The sequence below is a fragment of the Vibrio coralliilyticus ATCC BAA-450 genome, assembly GCF_000176135.1.
Taxonomy (GTDB): Bacteria; Pseudomonadota; Gammaproteobacteria; order Enterobacterales; family Vibrionaceae; genus Vibrio; species Vibrio coralliilyticus.
In genome coordinates this window covers 170,811-185,761 of record NZ_ACZN01000015.1, presented here as the reverse complement: position 1 = coordinate 185,761, position 14,951 = coordinate 170,811, and the positions used below count along the sequence as shown (strand labels likewise).

Below are 14,951 nucleotides of genomic sequence, written 5' to 3'. Positions count from 1 at the left end.
GTTGAATTGTAAAGTGAAAATTATTTTCACATTGTGAGTTTTATGACTTTCGATTGGAGGAAAAACAGCACTTCAATTTCCATTATTGAGAGAATTGTTGAGATAGATCTGGTTTTTATAAAAATGTTAATTTATCACTTCGGTAGATAATATGTTTATTAAAATGATTTATGCGTATTATGGAGCGAATTACTCTATAAAATGAATGTTTACTCATATAAAGTGGCTATATATCCCTAAAATGAAGGTTAATAATTTGTTGCATGTTGGTCTGGGGAGTGCTAGTTTGTAGCGAAATGTGGGTGGAACCCAGCAATTAGCCGGCGGAAAAGCCGTTTATCGAGTCGGCAATTATAATAAAGACAGGGAGTATTAGCGCATGAATGATGTACCAGCGCTGGACATAAAGGAACTGCACAAAACATTCGGGCAAAATGAAGTCCTTAAAGGTATCTCGCTTGAGGCACACAAAGGGGACGTTATCTCCATTATTGGTTCATCAGGTTCAGGTAAAAGTACCTTCCTAAGATGTATCAACCTTCTTGAAACGCCTACTGAAGGTGAAATTTGGGTTAACGGTGAGTTGATTCAAATGAAAAATAATCGCCAAGGTGAGGCTGTTCCTGCCAATGAAAAACAAGTACAGCGTATCCGTTCCAGACTTGCCATGGTATTCCAAGGTTTTAATCTCTGGTCACATATGACGGTGCTTGAAAATGTCATAGAAGCACCCGTGCATGTGCTAGGCGTACCAAAAGCTCAGGCTTTGGAAAATGCTGAACTTCTGCTCAAGAAAGTAGGTCTTTACGAGCGTAAAGATTACTACCCAGGCCATTTATCTGGCGGCCAGCAACAACGTGCAGCGATTGCGCGTGCATTGGCTGTCGATCCTGAAGTCATGCTATTCGACGAACCTACCTCAGCACTTGACCCAGAATTAGTCGGTGAGGTGCTAGGTGTAATGCGAGATCTGGCTGAAGAAGGTCGAACCATGCTGGTTGTAACGCACGAAATGGCGTTTGCACGCGATGTTTCTAACCATGTCATGTTCTTGCACCAAGGTCTAGTGGAAGAGCAGGGAGACCCTGCTAAGCTCTTCACTAACCCAGACTCAGAACGTCTACAGCAGTTCATCTCATCAATTTACTAAGCTTGCTCTTATAGCAGGCGAAAGACAGACACAATACAAGATAAAAATCACAATCACAGGAGTATGGAAATGAAAAAGTGGTTAGTAGTTGCAGCTTTGGCTGCTACGGCAGCAACAGGTGTAGCTCAAGCGAAAGATTGGAAGACAGTTCGTTTTGGTATTGAAGGTGCGTATCCTCCATTTAGCTGGACGGAGGCTGATGGTTCTCTTAAAGGCTTCGACGTAGACATGGCAAATGCTCTATGTAAGGAAATGCAGGTTAAATGTAAGATTGTTGCACAAGACTGGGATGGCATTATTCCTTCTCTATTAGCGCGTAAATACGACGCCATCATCGCAGCAATGTCTATCACTGAAGAGCGTAAGAAGAAAGTTGATTTCACGGGCAAATACGCTCTGATCCCTAACAAATTCATCGCGAAAAAAGGCGCCGGTCTAGATTTTGACAACCTAGATGGTCAAAAAATCGCGGTTCAACGTGCAACAACTCACGATAAGTACCTAACTGATAACTACGGTGACAAAGTTGAGATCGTACGTTACGGTTCTTTCGACGAAGCATACCTTGACCTAGCAAACGGTCGTGTTGCCGCTGTTCTTGGCGATGCATCTGCACTTGAAGAAGGCGTACTAAATAAAGCTGGTGGTGAAGCTTACGAATTTGTTGGCCCGTCACTAACGGATCCAAAATGGTTCGGTGAAGGTTTTGGTATCGCAGTACGTAAGCAAGATAAAGATCTTACTAAGAAGCTAGATGCTGCAATCCTGTCTCTACGTGAGAAAGGTGTTTACCAAGAGATTGCTGCTAAGTACTTCAACTACGACGTTTACGGTCAGTAATCATCGGAAAGCGACCGCTGGTTCTAGTTCCTAGAAGTAGCCAGCGGTCGAATTATATCTATGGCTTGTTGATTGCTCTTAAGTCAGTAAGCAAGCTTTGAGTCTAGGGATCAGGAACTCACCTATGCTGGATTTACAAGGATACGAAGCCTCTATATTTAAAGGGGCCATAGTGACCATAGAAGTAGCGCTGCTCTCGCTGCTACTTGCGATGGTTTTAGGCATGCTGGGCGCATTGGCAAAAATGGCGCCGTACCGCTGGGCACGCGCAATTGCAACGCTTTACACCACAGTGATTCGTGGTATTCCCGATTTAGTTTTAATGATGCTGATTTTCTTCGGCGGACAAATTCTTCTCAACAACGGCTTGTATGCCATTAATGAATCTTTGAATGAGTGGTTTGCTTCAAGCGACCCAAATCATGAATGGACGTCTTATCTACCAGATTACATTGATGTGAGCCCATTCGTTGCTGGTGTTTTGACCATTGGCTTCATTTTCGGTGCGTACATGGCGGAAACGTTCCGCGGTGCGATTATGGCAGTAGACAAGGGCGAGCTAGAAGCAGCGAAAGCTTATGGCATGAGTCCAGTACTGGCATTCCGACGCATTTTATTGCCGCAGATGATTCGCCACGCGCTGCCGGGTTTTGGTAACAACTGGTTGGTACTGCTTAAGACAACCGCACTGGTTTCCATTATCGGGCTGGAAGATATGGTGCGTATGAGTTCGCTTGCCGCAGGCTCAACGAAAATGCCATTCACTTTCTACATGGCTGTTGCAATCATTTTCCTTTTCTTCACCAGTGTCTCAACGGGCTTACTCAAGCTAGTCGAACGCAAATTCAGTATTCATGCGAGGTAAGAAATGGACTTTTCACTGATTATCGAAAGTTTGCCAATTTATCTTGATGGGTTATGGACGACGGCATGGCTGGTGGGCTTAGCTCTGATTATTGGCCTTTGCGTCGCGATTCCTCTTGGTGTGGCGCGTAATAGCACAAATTACTTAATTAATGGACCGAGCTGGGCATTTATCTACTTTTTCCGTGGTACACCGTTGCTGGTTCAGCTCTACCTGATCTACTACGGTATGGATCAGTTCTTCCCAGTTAAAGATACTTTGTGGGAGAACGCATGGTTCTGTGCGCTTGTGGCGTTTGTGCTTAACACATCAGCGTATACAGCAGAAATCATTCGAGGATCGATAAACGGCTTACCGAAAGGTGAGGTCGAAGCCGCTAAAGCGTATGGTATGGGAACATTTATGACTTACCGCCGTATCATTTTGCCGAGTGCATTACGCCGTGCATTACCAGCTTACAGTAATGAAGTCATTTTCATGCTTCACGGTAGTGCCGTTGCAGGTATTGTCACGATTGTTGACCTTACCGGTGCAGCACGCTTGGTAAACTCTCGCTATTATGCGCCGTTCGAATCTTTCCTCACTGCAGGACTGTTCTACATGGCACTGACGTTTATGATTCTCTGGTGCTTCAAGTTAGCTGAGAAGCGATTCCTAGCGTACTTGAGACCGCTGAGCTAATCGTGGTTCAAAACCTAAAAAGGCTTCCGATTGGAAGCCTTTTTTGTATCTGGAACTCATCAACTGAGGATAATCAACACTGTTCCCGCGAGTGTCATCAGAATATTTGCGATAGCGTAAGTTCCTGCATAACCCAGTGCTGGAATGGTCGATTTAGCATAATCGTTAACGATATCCATCGCTGGTGCGCAGGTTCTAGCACCGATAATGGCACCAAACAGCAGTGCTCGGTTCATTTTCAAAATATAAGCACCCACAAGGTAAGCAAGTGCGACAGGAACCACACTCACAAGGAATGATAGACCGATGACCTGTGGGCCAACCTGCGCTAAGTGCTCAAACATCTTACCGCCAGCACTTAGGCCAATACCGACCATAAAGAACATCAAGCCGAGATCTTTGACCATATTCAGCGCGCCCTGAGGAACATAGCCGAACGTAGGGTGGTTAGCTCTTAAGAAGCCTAGCGTAATACCAGAGAGTAGAAGGCCAACCGCGTTACCTAAGCCAAACGAAACTTGACCAAAGGTCATGGTGATAAGGCCAAACATGATACCAAGGATGAAGAAGCTGCAGAAAGCCAACAGATCTGCCATCTGACTGTGAATCGAGATGAAGCCGATTTTTTCTGCTAAGCCGTGAACGCGGCTCTTCTCGCCACTCACTTGCAGCACATCACCTTTAGCTAGGACGATGTCTAAATCCATCGGCATTTCTATCTGCGCGCGTACTACCCGGTTAAGAAAACAGCCATATTCGGACAGGTTCAGGTCTGACAGGCGTTTGCCCGCGATGGAATCACTTTTTACGACGATCTCTTCTTCGACAATCCGCAAATCCAGTAGATTACGGTCGAACACCTCTTTGCCGTTTCTAAAACTAGGGTCTAGTCGCGCATGACTATCTGGGAAGCCAACCAGTGCAATCTCATCACCTTCTTGGAGAATGGCGTCCCCATCTGGGTGGGCGAGAATGCCGTTTCGACGAATACGCTCAATATAACAGCCAGTTTGTCGGTAAATACCGAGCTCTCGTAGGTTCTTACCGTCAATCCAGTCGATCAATTCCTGACCGACGCGGTAAGCTCTAATGATTGGTAAGTAAACCTTTCGTTGCCCAGTACTGCCTAAACCACGCTCTTGAGCAATTTGCTGAGCAGAATCGGATAGATTTTGCTTTTGAAGTTTTGGTAGCAGCTTGGCGAATGTGATCATACTGATCAAGCCAATCAGATACGCCATAGCGTAACCAACGGACAAGTTTTCAATAACTTGTGAAAAATCCATACCACGCGGAGTGGTGGCTAAACCGGAGTTGAGCGCATCTTGCGCACCTACTAATACAGGGGTCGCTGTTAGCGCGCCTGCCATCATCCCTGCTGACAAGCCAAAATCTAATCCCATGCTGTGGCTAGCGAAATAAGTGATACATAACGCGGTCGTTAGCACCACCATGCTTAGGATGAAGTAGTGTTTACCATCCCTGAAGAAAATACCGAAGAAGTTTGGCCCTGCCTCGATACCGACACAGTAAATGAAGAGCATAAACCCAATGGTTAAAGCATCGGCATTAAACGTAAAGCCAAGGTGTCCCATGATGAGAGAGGTAAGTAAAACACCTATTGAGTTGCCAAGCTGCAGATTTCCAAAACGAATTTTTCCGATAGCTAAGCCAGTGGCGAGTACTACAAAGATGAGGAGGATGGGGTTTTGCTCAAGCAAATTTACAACGTCGATGTTCACGGGGCAGCTCTTATGTCAGTGCCAGAGGATAAGTTAAGTGTGCGAATTGTATCTGAATATTGCAAAATGATAAGTGAAAAATTTTATAATTTACTATTAGCTGACTTGGGCTACGAATTCACAACATTGATTTAATTTAAAGTAAAAAAAAGCCGCTTATTACAGCGGCTTTCTTTCAATTTGGAACGATTACTCGTCGAAAAGACCTAGGTGCTCTTTCGCATAAGCTTCGAAGTCATCGCAGCCACCGATGTGCTCTTGATCTACGAAGATTTGAGGAACAGTTTCAACTGGCTTACCTACTGTTTTTTCAAGGTCAGCTTTTGAGATACCTTCTGCGTGGATATCAACGTAACGGTAGTTGAAGTCGTCACGCTTTGCTTTTAGTGTTTCTGCGTGCTCTTTTGCGCGTACACAGTATGGGCAAGCTGGGCGACCAAAGATAACTACGAACATATTGTCTTTCTCCTTTATTTTGTTACGTGCAACTATGCCCGAATCAAAGTCGGAAATAAAGTCGCAATTACCTCTTGGTTTGATAGGTAAAATCTATTGATTGATTTTTGCCTGTAATCTATACAATTTTACCAAATAAGCGACATAATTAACTCGTGGAGTTGCTCGCGAAAGTCTGATTTTTTATGAGGTTAATCATCACAAATTGCACTGTGTCAATTTAATTCTTCCCGCTTCAAGGCACTCTATTGAAAGTCATTAGCAAGGAGTGTTCGGCTATGTTCCAGTTCATGACCTCCACCCGTATTGTCTTTGGTGAAGGTGCCTTACAGTCATCTCTTTCTATTCTTAATCAATATGGTTACAGCGTGTTGCTTGTCTCAGGCCAAAGTCTAGATAGAGTCGAGATGGTTGTCGACTACATCAAGTCGCAGGGGATGCGCTATCAGCACGTTTCCGTTTCTGGTGAACCTAACATCGTAATGATTGAAGAAACTGCTTTAGTGGGGCGGAAATTCAAACCAGATATGGTTGTTGCCATGGGAGGCGGAAGTGTTTTAGACATGGGGAAAGCCTTAGCGGCGATCATTCCCAACCAAGGCGACGTTTATGACTATGTGGAAGTCGTCGGGCGTAATGTGCCGTTAAAGGCTAAACCTATCCCTTTTATCGCTATCCCAACGACAGCAAGTACGGGCTCTGAGGTAACCCGTAATGCAGTGCTACGTTCAGGACAGGACAAAGTCAAAGTGAGTTTACGTAGTCCGGAGATGCTGGCGGATGTGGCCATCGTTGACCCGACATTGACCTATGGGACCGATTCTTACAAATCGGGCCGTGGAGCAATGGAGACTTTTACTCGCTTAATGGAAGCCTATGTTTGTGGTGACCCAAACCCACTAACCGATATGATATGTGAAGAAGGACTTCGCAGGCTGAGTACTTCGATTCTGTCCGGGTGCCTTGAAGACAAACCGCAAGCTCGCTCTGACCTCTCTTTTGTTGCTATGCTGGGGGGAATGGCTAGCACTAATGCCAAACTTGGCGCAGCGCATGGGCTGGCTTCCGCCTTGGGTGGCAAGCTCGAAGCACCTCATAGCGTGATTGCGGCGAGGCTTGCACCCCATGTGATGACGGAAAACATAAAAGCAGCACAGGATGCAGAAAGGCACGACGTTTTAGCTCGTTACAAGAAGATGGCGATTTTGCTGACGGGTAGAGTGAATGCTAAACGGGAAGATGGGGTACTATGGGCCAACATGATGCTTGATAAACTTTCCTTACCCACGTTGAGTCAGTTTGGCGTGTGTAGTACGTCTTTTGATGCTGTTGCGGAAGATGCACTTAAGTCTGTGGCGATCAAAGGAAATCCATTGCCACTTACTAAGCAGAGATTAACTTATATTCTTCAACAGGTATGCAATTGTAATGATGATTGTCTTTTAGCAGAGTCGAGTGAGCAGTCAAGCGCTCAGATTGTGAAGAGTGGCTTGGCTGACGTAGAAGTTCGATTACAGAACTCTTAAACATTGAAACAAAAAGGAGCGCTAATGCGCTCCTTTTTAAAATTGGGACAGCTTATCGTACCGAGAGTCTTTCAACGCATCTTTGACGCGTTTGAGGTTTTCTCTAAAGCCAGAGCCTCGGCGAAGGGTAAAGCCGGTTGCCAACACGTCAATCACAGTCATTTGTACAACACGACTCGCCATCGGCATGTAAACGTCTGTGTCTTCAGGTACGTCAAGTGAAATCGACAATGAGCTCGCTTTGTCCAAAGGTGAATCTTTTGCTGTGATCGCAATGACCGTTGCACCATTTTCGCGTGCTAAGTTGGCAATTTCGACCTGGCTTTTAGTTCGGCCAGTGTGAGAAATCAGTACAATCACGTCATTATCTGTACAGTTAATACAGCTCATGCGTTGCATGACAATATCTTCAAAACAGGTAATCGGGATATTAAAACGAATAAACTTGTTTTGCGCATCACGAGCAACGGCAGAAGAAGCACCAAGGCCAAAAAACGAAATGCGTTTTGCTTGAGTTAGCAGGTCAACGGCACGGTTGATTTGCATTGAATCGAGGCTATTCTTGGCTACATCGAGACAAGCCATGGTTGATTCGAAAATCTTATGTGTGTAGGCGTCTGGGCCATCATCTTCCTCAACGTTGCGGTTCACATAAGGTGTACCATTTGCGAGGCTCTGTGCCAGATGAAGTTTAAAGTCGGGGAAACCTTTGGTATCCAAACGGCGGCAAAAACGGTTAACAGTTGGCTCACTCACATCAGCCATTTTAGCCAGTGTAGCGATACTAGAGTGAATCGCAGTCTGAGGAGATGCCATGATGACTTCGGCAACCTTACGTTCAGACTTGCTGAAATTCTCTAGGTTTTTCTGAATTTTTTCTAATGTATTCATAGTGTTCACGAGGGTATAGAGAACAACTCACTGGATATGCCTGTTGGTAAAAGAGGTCACAAGTCGTCACCTAAAGGCAATAACTATCCAGCGCCATGCGTCCAGTATAAACCTAAGCAAAAGGTTTACAGTAATTTTTATACGGTTCAATTAGTGAGAATATGACAAGCCTCAAACTAAATTTTGCCAAAACTACATAAATGCGTGTTATATGCAAAGGTTTTCGCGGTTTGAGGCTGTCGATGTTCGGCAAGTTACAGCTTTTTCGAAAGAAATTTTCAGTTTTCTTTGATTTTTTGAGCGGCGGATTGGATCCTCGCCATCAATTTTGGTGCTTGTTTTGCAATCTCTCGCTGCTCTTCGAGAACCATGCTCAGGATGTCTCGTCCAGTAAGAGGATTAGCTAGTACAACTCGGAATACAATGGTATTCATTCTGTCCCATTGCTCGGGGTTGAGGCGAGTTCGAGAAACAAAAGACTTACCTGTTTCGCGTTGTCGTTTCTGAATGAACTTTGTCAGCTCATTGAGCAACTCATTTATTTCCGACTTCTGCTTAGGACCGGCTTTTTCAAGAGCACTGCGGATCTCAGCTGGAATGTATCGATAGGTCAGTAGACACAGTTCCGGCTCTGAGACGAGTTCGAAATCGATCTGCTGTTTGATCAACTCGGCGAAGTACTTGGCTTTTTCAATACTTTGATCGATCAGTAGCTCGTAACCAGGGCGACTGATGATATGCATCGCGGCATAAACCAGCATGGCCATACCAGAACGAGAGCCTTCTAGCGTGTGACTGCCTAGGTCTTTCGAGCCTTTACGCAAGATATATTGTGCGTGGTGCTCGATAGATTTCATGGCTTCTGGATCTTTAAACAGCACCATGCCCGCACCCATAGGAATGTAGAGCTGTTTGTGAGCATCAATGGTTATCGAGTCTGCTAACTCTACGCCGTCCAAGAGGTGACGATAGTTGTTAGACATCAGGGTCGCACCGCCCCATGCTGCATCAATATGGAAATGGCAACTTTCACGCTGACAAATAGCCGCGATATCGGCGATTGGGTCAATCGAGCCAGTCTCTGTTGTACCGGCAACACCAATCACTGCAAAGGGCTTAATGTTTTGCTGTTTTAGCTGAGTTATTTTTTCCTGCAGCGCTTGAGGACAAATACGGTTATTAGTATCTGTTTTAATGGCAACCAAACCTTCTTGTCCAATACCAAGAACGTCTGCCGCTTTTTTCAATGAATAGTGCCCGCGCTCAGAAACTAATACAGCAAGACCTTCATAGCCATAATGTTTCATGGCTTTGAATAGCCCTTCTTTTTCTACACCTTTGAAATCACCTGTAGCTTTTAAGGCGTTGTTTCTCGCAACCCAAAGTGCCGTAATGTTGGCGATAGTTCCACCAGAACAAAAAGCACCCAGAGAATGATTAGCACTGTGCATCCATTTAGCGTAAAACTCATCGTTCTGGTTGTATACCAGTCGGTGAAGCATACCAAGTACTTGGCGCTCTAAAGGTGTAAAAGCTTTGGATGTTTCGATTTTGACCAAGTTTTGATTGAGCGCGATCATGATCTTAGACAGTGGCATCAAAAAGTAGGGCAGTGCCGAAGTCATGTGGCCGATAAAGCTCGGTGCAGAAGTATGAACTGAATGTGATACTAAGGTATCAAGCAAATGTTGAGTATGCTCGGAAACGAATTCGGGTTGCTCTGGAAGTGACGCATTGGAGAAGTCTTTTTCGATTTCTCTAAGTGGCTTTTCTTCCGCGACGATATGTTCGCGCAAAAACTGGTTCAGGTTTTGCGATAACTTTTCTTCGATTTTTGTCAGTGTTGAGTCTGGCCCTTCAGGGACGGTAAAGATTCGGAGTAAACTCTCGAAACTCGCGTCAGCCGTTTTATGTTCCGATACCATACAGCTACATTGCTCTTATCTTTTTTGTTGCAGCGGGACAATCTAAACGAAAACGGGCGCAAAGTCCCGTCTTAATTGTTTGATCTTAGATACTGTGATTTGAACGTTGCCGCTGAAGAAAAGGTCCAGCGGCAATATCCATTATGTATCACATGAAATGGTTTCTAGGTCTTTAATCGCTTCATTGTAGCGCTTTAACGCATCATCAATTTTTGTTGGATGGCTCAACAAATCTGCGAAAGCCGAGCGAAGATCGTAGTTCTTCTCATGCGGCTTTGATTGACGATCACTGAAGGTGACCTGCGCCAGTCGACCGAGTTCATCGCTACGCGAGGACAAGGTTTTAATGTCCTTCTGCTCCAGCTGAAGCCAAGCTTCAACGGGCTGACTGGTAGCAATCTTAGATGGGTCGTTTTCAAGGTAGTAGTGAACAGCAGCGCGGTTCAACTCAAAATGGTTTTTTCGACCTTCCAGAAACCACTCACTGACTTCTTTTAAGTCAGGGTATTGTTCAGAAGTTAGCTTTGCGAGATCTTCGTACCAGTGTAGAGAAGCATCAACATAGGCGTCGTATTTCTTGGACAAACATGCATTGTCAGCTGCGGCAACCATAGTAGAGGTCGCGCCCAGCAGCAAAGCAATAAGTAGACGTGTCATAATGATTCCTTTTGAAGAATAGTTATTATAAACCCACTAAATTAGCAAGCGCTAAATTATAACGTGTGGTTGAGCCCTAATATAGTGAATCTGAACATAAAATCATGCGATCTAGCCTGCAAGAGAGACAAAGAAAAGCATCAATACGGGCACTAATAGGCTTAATATAAATCCACTCACTATCGCAATTGGTACACAACGTACCCCACCAGTGGTCTGTATAACGGGTAACGTAAAGTCCATCGCCGTTGCACCAGCATAGCCAATCGCTGTACAGGGCTTAGTGCGTATAGCGAGGGGAATCAATACTAAGGCAACCAGTTCTCGGAGGAGTTCAATCATAAATGAGGCTCCACCGTAGACAGGGCCAAAAGCATCACCCATCAGAATGCCAGCTAAAGAATACCAGCCAAATCCAGATGCCATTGCCAAGCCACGGTAAAGATCGATGTCTAAAATCATGGCTGCAATCGCACCGCCTATCATCGACGTGGCAATGATCACTAGGGCGATGATCATGCCATGCTTGTTTAGCAGTATTTGGCGAAGAGTCAGGCCACTGTTGCGCAACTGAATGCCAATGAAAAAGAGTAGGACAAACAAAATCCATTCGCTGGCAGTATCGACCCAACTCAAATCGATAGGAAGCATTAAGCCTGCGACTAACCCACCACCAACAACAACGATCAGCTTGGCCGATTCCATAGCCATACCGGACAAAGGGAGTTTGGTTTGCTTGGCATCTGTTTCAATTGGGAGAAGTTTGTCGATAAAGGGGAGTGCAGCTAAGTTACTCAAACTCAGGCAAACGAAGAAGACTGCTACATATTGAAGGATCAGTTGTAGATTTTGACCCAAATTATCGAGCGCCGCGAGGCTCAGCCCCATTAATGCCAAAATGACATAGATGAGGTTGGAGGTCGTGGCGTTGATTTTATCGAGAATTGATGGTTTGGAAATCGATATCAGATACCCCACAACGAGTGGGGCAAAGATGAATATCATCCCTGAAAACATGTGGCTTCCTGTGTACTGGTACGTTTAGCGCTAGAGTCCGCTAGCGCTAATTAACTCATTGATTTGTGTATTGAACTCAATATCACTTAAATTACTGAGTTTGTACAGTATATCTGCACCAGTCAGGTCAAATTCAACGGTGTGTTCATCGATCTTGTCATCTTGGCGACGAAACATCAGGATATGATTGGCGATACGGGCGATGTCTAGGTAACTGACATCCACACTTTGCCTTTGCGTGGTTTGATTGGTGGCGACTTCGAGGAAATCGCTATCAAAACCCCAATGTTCTAGAACAAGGCGACTTGCATTGGAGCACTGGTTATTAAATATCTGGAACGCAATGTCTTCTGCGAGGTAATTACCTTGTTCCAAGTACATATGGTATTCGTTCACGATGCAAAATAAGCCAATATCAGCTAATAAACCTGTCAATAAAGCCTTATCTGTTTCCAGATTGCTATATCTTGGGTCGTTTGACTCTTTGAAACCTTTCACCACCATCACCATGGTAGCTGCCAATTCTCTAGAGTTATGAGCACTGTTAATCAGAACTTCATTGCAGCTACGGCTTAAATTCACGGAGTGCTTAAGCTGTTCGATGGCTTGTGCGGTCACAATATCACGCACTCGTAAAATGCCGAGACGTGATACCGCCGTGACCAAGTCGGTACACGTAATATTGCGGCGGTTGAAGATGACCGAATTAGCGACTCGGATAACAATGGCCGCAAGGCCTGGGTCTTCGAGCAAGCTATCCGCAACGTCCAATACTGTAGTTGCGTCTTGGGTACATAATTTTTGTATTTTTAAAACAACATCTGATATCGGTGGCAGGGTAATCTTGCCCGAGTTGATGGCGTGTTCAACTAATGTTGAAAATTCAGACTCGATGCCTTTAACCAGAAGTTCATTGTTTTCAGGAAGCCAATAAAAAGATAGGTGGTTCATGCTTGATCAGCTAAAGATTCTACTAGTTACAGTTTAACTTCCCGGACCATTATTATGCAAATTATTGATAAGTTAATTGAGAGTTTTTGTCCGATGTATTTTTTGCAGTGAAGTATGGAAACGACACTAGTGTGATGTCAGTCCCGAATTTATATGAATTTAGTTTTATTGGTGTGAGCTGTGCACAGACTTATTTTGTAACGTTAACTATCATTTATAGTACTTGCAGTCGGTATGCTAATAAAAACATAAACCATAGCTTCGCTGGCTGATTTACATTTTTCGCTTAAAGCTGCTGCTATCTGGTGATCATAAATAATCGGGGTTTTCTAGATTAGAAGGATCAATGGATATGACAGAGCAACAATTTATTAATTACGTTAACAAGTTTGGTAGTTTCCAAAAACGTTCAATGTTTGGTGGAACGGGTTTATTCAAACAAGACGCAATGTTTGCCCTAATGAGTGCTGACAAAGTGTTTATTCGAGGTGGTGACTATTTAGATGACAAATTGACGGATTTGGGCTGTATCAAGTACCGTCATGTTAAAAAACAAACGACTGCGACGGTGAATTATTACGATATTACTCATCTATTTAATAATAAAAATGAGCTTTTAGATGAGATTGTTGAGAATTCGATTAAGTTTTCGGTGTCTCAGCGTCACTATAAGAAGTCGTCAGCAAGTCGTCGTTTAAGAGATTTGCCGAACATGCAGCTCACACTAGAGCGCATGGTGAAAAAAGCGGGTGTTGTTGATGTTGACACCTTCTTGGAGCTCGGTGCACCTGAAGTGTTCTCTAAAGTGAAAGCGACATACGGCAATGATGTCGATGTTAAGCTACTTTGGAAATTTGCTGGTGCCATTGATGGTGTACATTGGAAGCTTATCCAAGAACCGCGTAAACGTCAGCTTCTAGCGAGTTGTGCGTAATACACTTGCTGAGTAACAGACATAAAAAAGCCGAGGTCAATGACCTCGGCTTTTTAGTATTTGGTTATCTCATTCTGAAATGTGTTATCAGAACTTGAATCGCGTTGTGAACATTAGCTGGTCACCATAGAAATCATTGATGCGCGCTTCAGCACCAATTGAGAAAAGCTCTGTTGAGTGGAAGCGTACGTACGCTGAACCAATCCAGTCATCGTTATCTTCGATGGAGACGTAGCCTGCTTTACCGCCTACTTCTAGTTGCGGACCTAGCCATTGACGAACCCCTAGGTTCAATTCCATACCCGTGTCAGTGCCTTTACCTTCTTTGCCACCAAAATCGACAAGGCGGAATAGCATTTCACCAGTAAAATCAGCCCAGTTGTTGATTGGTGCGTGGAAGCCAAAGCCTGCTGCCGCGTCATAATCACCTTCAAACTCTGAATCAACACGGCCAATCACATGAGCGTTTGGGTGGATAGATTTACTTGCAGCCGCGCCGAACGTTACAGGACTTGCGCCAATGCGAGCTTCCAGGTAATCGTAGCTGAAGTTACTCATTACGGTTGGGCTGTTTGGGTCGGTCTCTGCAAAAGCTTGACCAGATGCTAGCACAAGGGCTGCAGCTAAGATTGTTTTACGCATACGAAAGAAAAACCTATTCTTGTTAATTTCCTTGGTTTGGTGCGACGGAGCGCTGCCATATCGAGACATCATAATGCATTGTTGTAGTCCTACACTACAAAAATGTCATTGTTTTGTCGTTATTTACATGTTGAAGCAATCAATATGCCAAAATACGCACAATTTGGTGATCTATTCTCCAAAATTGATTCGGTTTTTTGCGACAGCATCTAATATCTGTTCTGTATCGAGAATGGCAGCCCAAGGCATCAAGTCAGCATTGTTCTCTATCATATATTGGGTAAGTTGTTTTTTGATGACATCGCGTAAGTTGTCCCCTCGCCAAGGTTTGGCAATGTAAAAATGCAGGCTGGAGTGATTCACAGCTTCTACTGTGTCTTCCAATCCGGCTTGACCAGTTAGCAATACTTTGCGTGCCGTTTGAGTGGATGCATTGTCATTAAGTTCAATGAGAAAGCTAATGCCAGTTTGCTCAGGCATTATGTGGTCGCAAAGAATGAGCGCTAGCTTCCCTCCCTCCTGCTCAGTTTCTTCTATGATAGATTTCGCTTCCGCGACAGATTCTGCAGCTTCAAGGTCGAAGTGCTCTTCAAAGCAGTCGAGATCCTGAATCACACTGTCTAGCACTTCGCGCTCATCATCGACACATAAGATTAGGTATTTAGTCATGTTGA

General features: G+C 44.4%; 15 protein-coding genes. 6 read left to right on the top strand and 9 right to left on the bottom strand.

Translation table 11 applies throughout. The features are described from left to right. The first annotated feature begins 379 nt into the window (after positions 1–379). The 4 genes from VIC_RS08320 to VIC_RS08305 all read left to right on the top strand — a co-directional run bounded on the left by VIC_RS08320 (position 380) and on the right by VIC_RS08305 (position 3,536). On the top strand, positions 380–1,150 hold the full coding sequence (locus tag VIC_RS08320; RefSeq protein WP_006959044.1) for an ABC transporter ATP-binding protein: 771 nt from the start codon (positions 380–382) through the stop codon (positions 1,148–1,150). A gap of 69 nt (positions 1,151–1,219) precedes the next feature. Continuing rightward, complete coding sequence (locus VIC_RS08315; RefSeq protein WP_006959043.1) at positions 1,220–1,990, top strand: ABC transporter substrate-binding protein; 771 nt, start codon at positions 1,220–1,222, stop codon at positions 1,988–1,990. Positions 1,991–2,114: 124 nt separating this feature from the next. Next, on the top strand, positions 2,115–2,855 hold the full coding sequence (locus VIC_RS08310; protein WP_006959042.1) for an ABC transporter permease: 741 nt from the start codon (positions 2,115–2,117) through the stop codon (positions 2,853–2,855). A 3-nt stretch (positions 2,856–2,858) separates the two neighbouring features. After that, positions 2,859–3,536, top strand: a complete 678-nt coding sequence (locus VIC_RS08305; RefSeq protein ID WP_006959041.1) for an ABC transporter permease — start codon at positions 2,859–2,861, stop codon at positions 3,534–3,536. A gap of 59 nt (positions 3,537–3,595) precedes the next feature. On the opposite strand, the gene VIC_RS08300 is transcribed toward VIC_RS08305, so the two are convergent. Together VIC_RS08300 and VIC_RS08295 are read right to left on the bottom strand one after the other, a co-directional pair. Further along, positions 3,596–5,278 carry an aspartate:alanine antiporter gene (locus VIC_RS08300; protein WP_006959040.1) on the bottom strand — a complete coding sequence of 561 codons (1,683 nt, stop codon included), beginning with the start codon at positions 5,276–5,278 and terminating at the stop codon, positions 3,596–3,598. A 189-nt stretch (positions 5,279–5,467) separates the two neighbouring features. Beyond that, the gene (locus VIC_RS08295) at positions 5,468–5,734 is read right to left on the bottom strand and encodes a GrxA family glutaredoxin (protein ID WP_006959039.1); all 267 of its coding nucleotides are present in this window, start codon (positions 5,732–5,734) and stop codon (positions 5,468–5,470) included. Positions 5,735–6,012: 278 nt separating this feature from the next. Here VIC_RS08295 and VIC_RS08290 point away from each other — a divergent pair, with 278 nt between their 5' ends. Continuing rightward, a complete protein-coding gene (locus VIC_RS08290; RefSeq protein ID WP_006959038.1) occupies positions 6,013–7,260 on the top strand; it encodes an iron-containing alcohol dehydrogenase in 1,248 nt (415 codons plus the stop codon). Positions 7,261–7,296: 36 nt separating this feature from the next. Here VIC_RS08290 and VIC_RS08285 read toward each other — a convergent pair whose 3' ends face one another. From VIC_RS08285 to VIC_RS08265, 5 genes are all read right to left on the bottom strand, one after another. Then, on the bottom strand, positions 7,297–8,151 hold the full coding sequence (locus VIC_RS08285; RefSeq protein ID WP_019276064.1) for a MurR/RpiR family transcriptional regulator: 855 nt from the start codon (positions 8,149–8,151) through the stop codon (positions 7,297–7,299). Positions 8,152–8,429: 278 nt separating this feature from the next. Beyond that, positions 8,430–10,076 carry a pyridoxal-dependent aspartate 1-decarboxylase PanP gene (gene panP, locus VIC_RS08280; RefSeq protein ID WP_006959036.1) on the bottom strand — a complete coding sequence of 549 codons (1,647 nt, stop codon included), beginning with the start codon at positions 10,074–10,076 and terminating at the stop codon, positions 8,430–8,432. Positions 10,077–10,217: 141 nt separating this feature from the next. After that, positions 10,218–10,733 carry a hypothetical protein gene (locus tag VIC_RS08275; protein ID WP_006959035.1) on the bottom strand — a complete coding sequence of 172 codons (516 nt, stop codon included), beginning with the start codon at positions 10,731–10,733 and terminating at the stop codon, positions 10,218–10,220. Between the two features lie 111 nt (positions 10,734–10,844). Further along, positions 10,845–11,750, bottom strand: coding sequence for a LysO family transporter (locus VIC_RS08270; protein ID WP_006959034.1), 906 nt, complete (start codon positions 11,748–11,750; stop codon positions 10,845–10,847). 30 nt (positions 11,751–11,780) lie between these two features. Continuing rightward, positions 11,781–12,701, bottom strand: a complete 921-nt coding sequence (locus VIC_RS08265; RefSeq protein WP_006959033.1) for an HDOD domain-containing protein — start codon at positions 12,699–12,701, stop codon at positions 11,781–11,783. A gap of 346 nt (positions 12,702–13,047) precedes the next feature. Here VIC_RS08265 and VIC_RS08260 point away from each other — a divergent pair, with 346 nt between their 5' ends. After that, the gene (locus VIC_RS08260; protein ID WP_029236136.1) at positions 13,048–13,635 is read left to right on the top strand and encodes a TfoX/Sxy family DNA transformation protein; all 588 of its coding nucleotides are present in this window, start codon (positions 13,048–13,050) and stop codon (positions 13,633–13,635) included. 87 nt (positions 13,636–13,722) lie between these two features. On the opposite strand, the gene VIC_RS08255 is transcribed toward VIC_RS08260, so the two are convergent. Next, positions 13,723–14,277, bottom strand: a complete 555-nt coding sequence (locus tag VIC_RS08255; RefSeq protein WP_006959030.1) for a hypothetical protein — start codon at positions 14,275–14,277, stop codon at positions 13,723–13,725. A 171-nt stretch (positions 14,278–14,448) separates the two neighbouring features. Further along, positions 14,449–14,946 carry a response regulator gene (locus tag VIC_RS08250; RefSeq protein WP_006959028.1) on the bottom strand — a complete coding sequence of 166 codons (498 nt, stop codon included), beginning with the start codon at positions 14,944–14,946 and terminating at the stop codon, positions 14,449–14,451. Positions 14,947–14,951 lie beyond the last annotated feature (5 nt).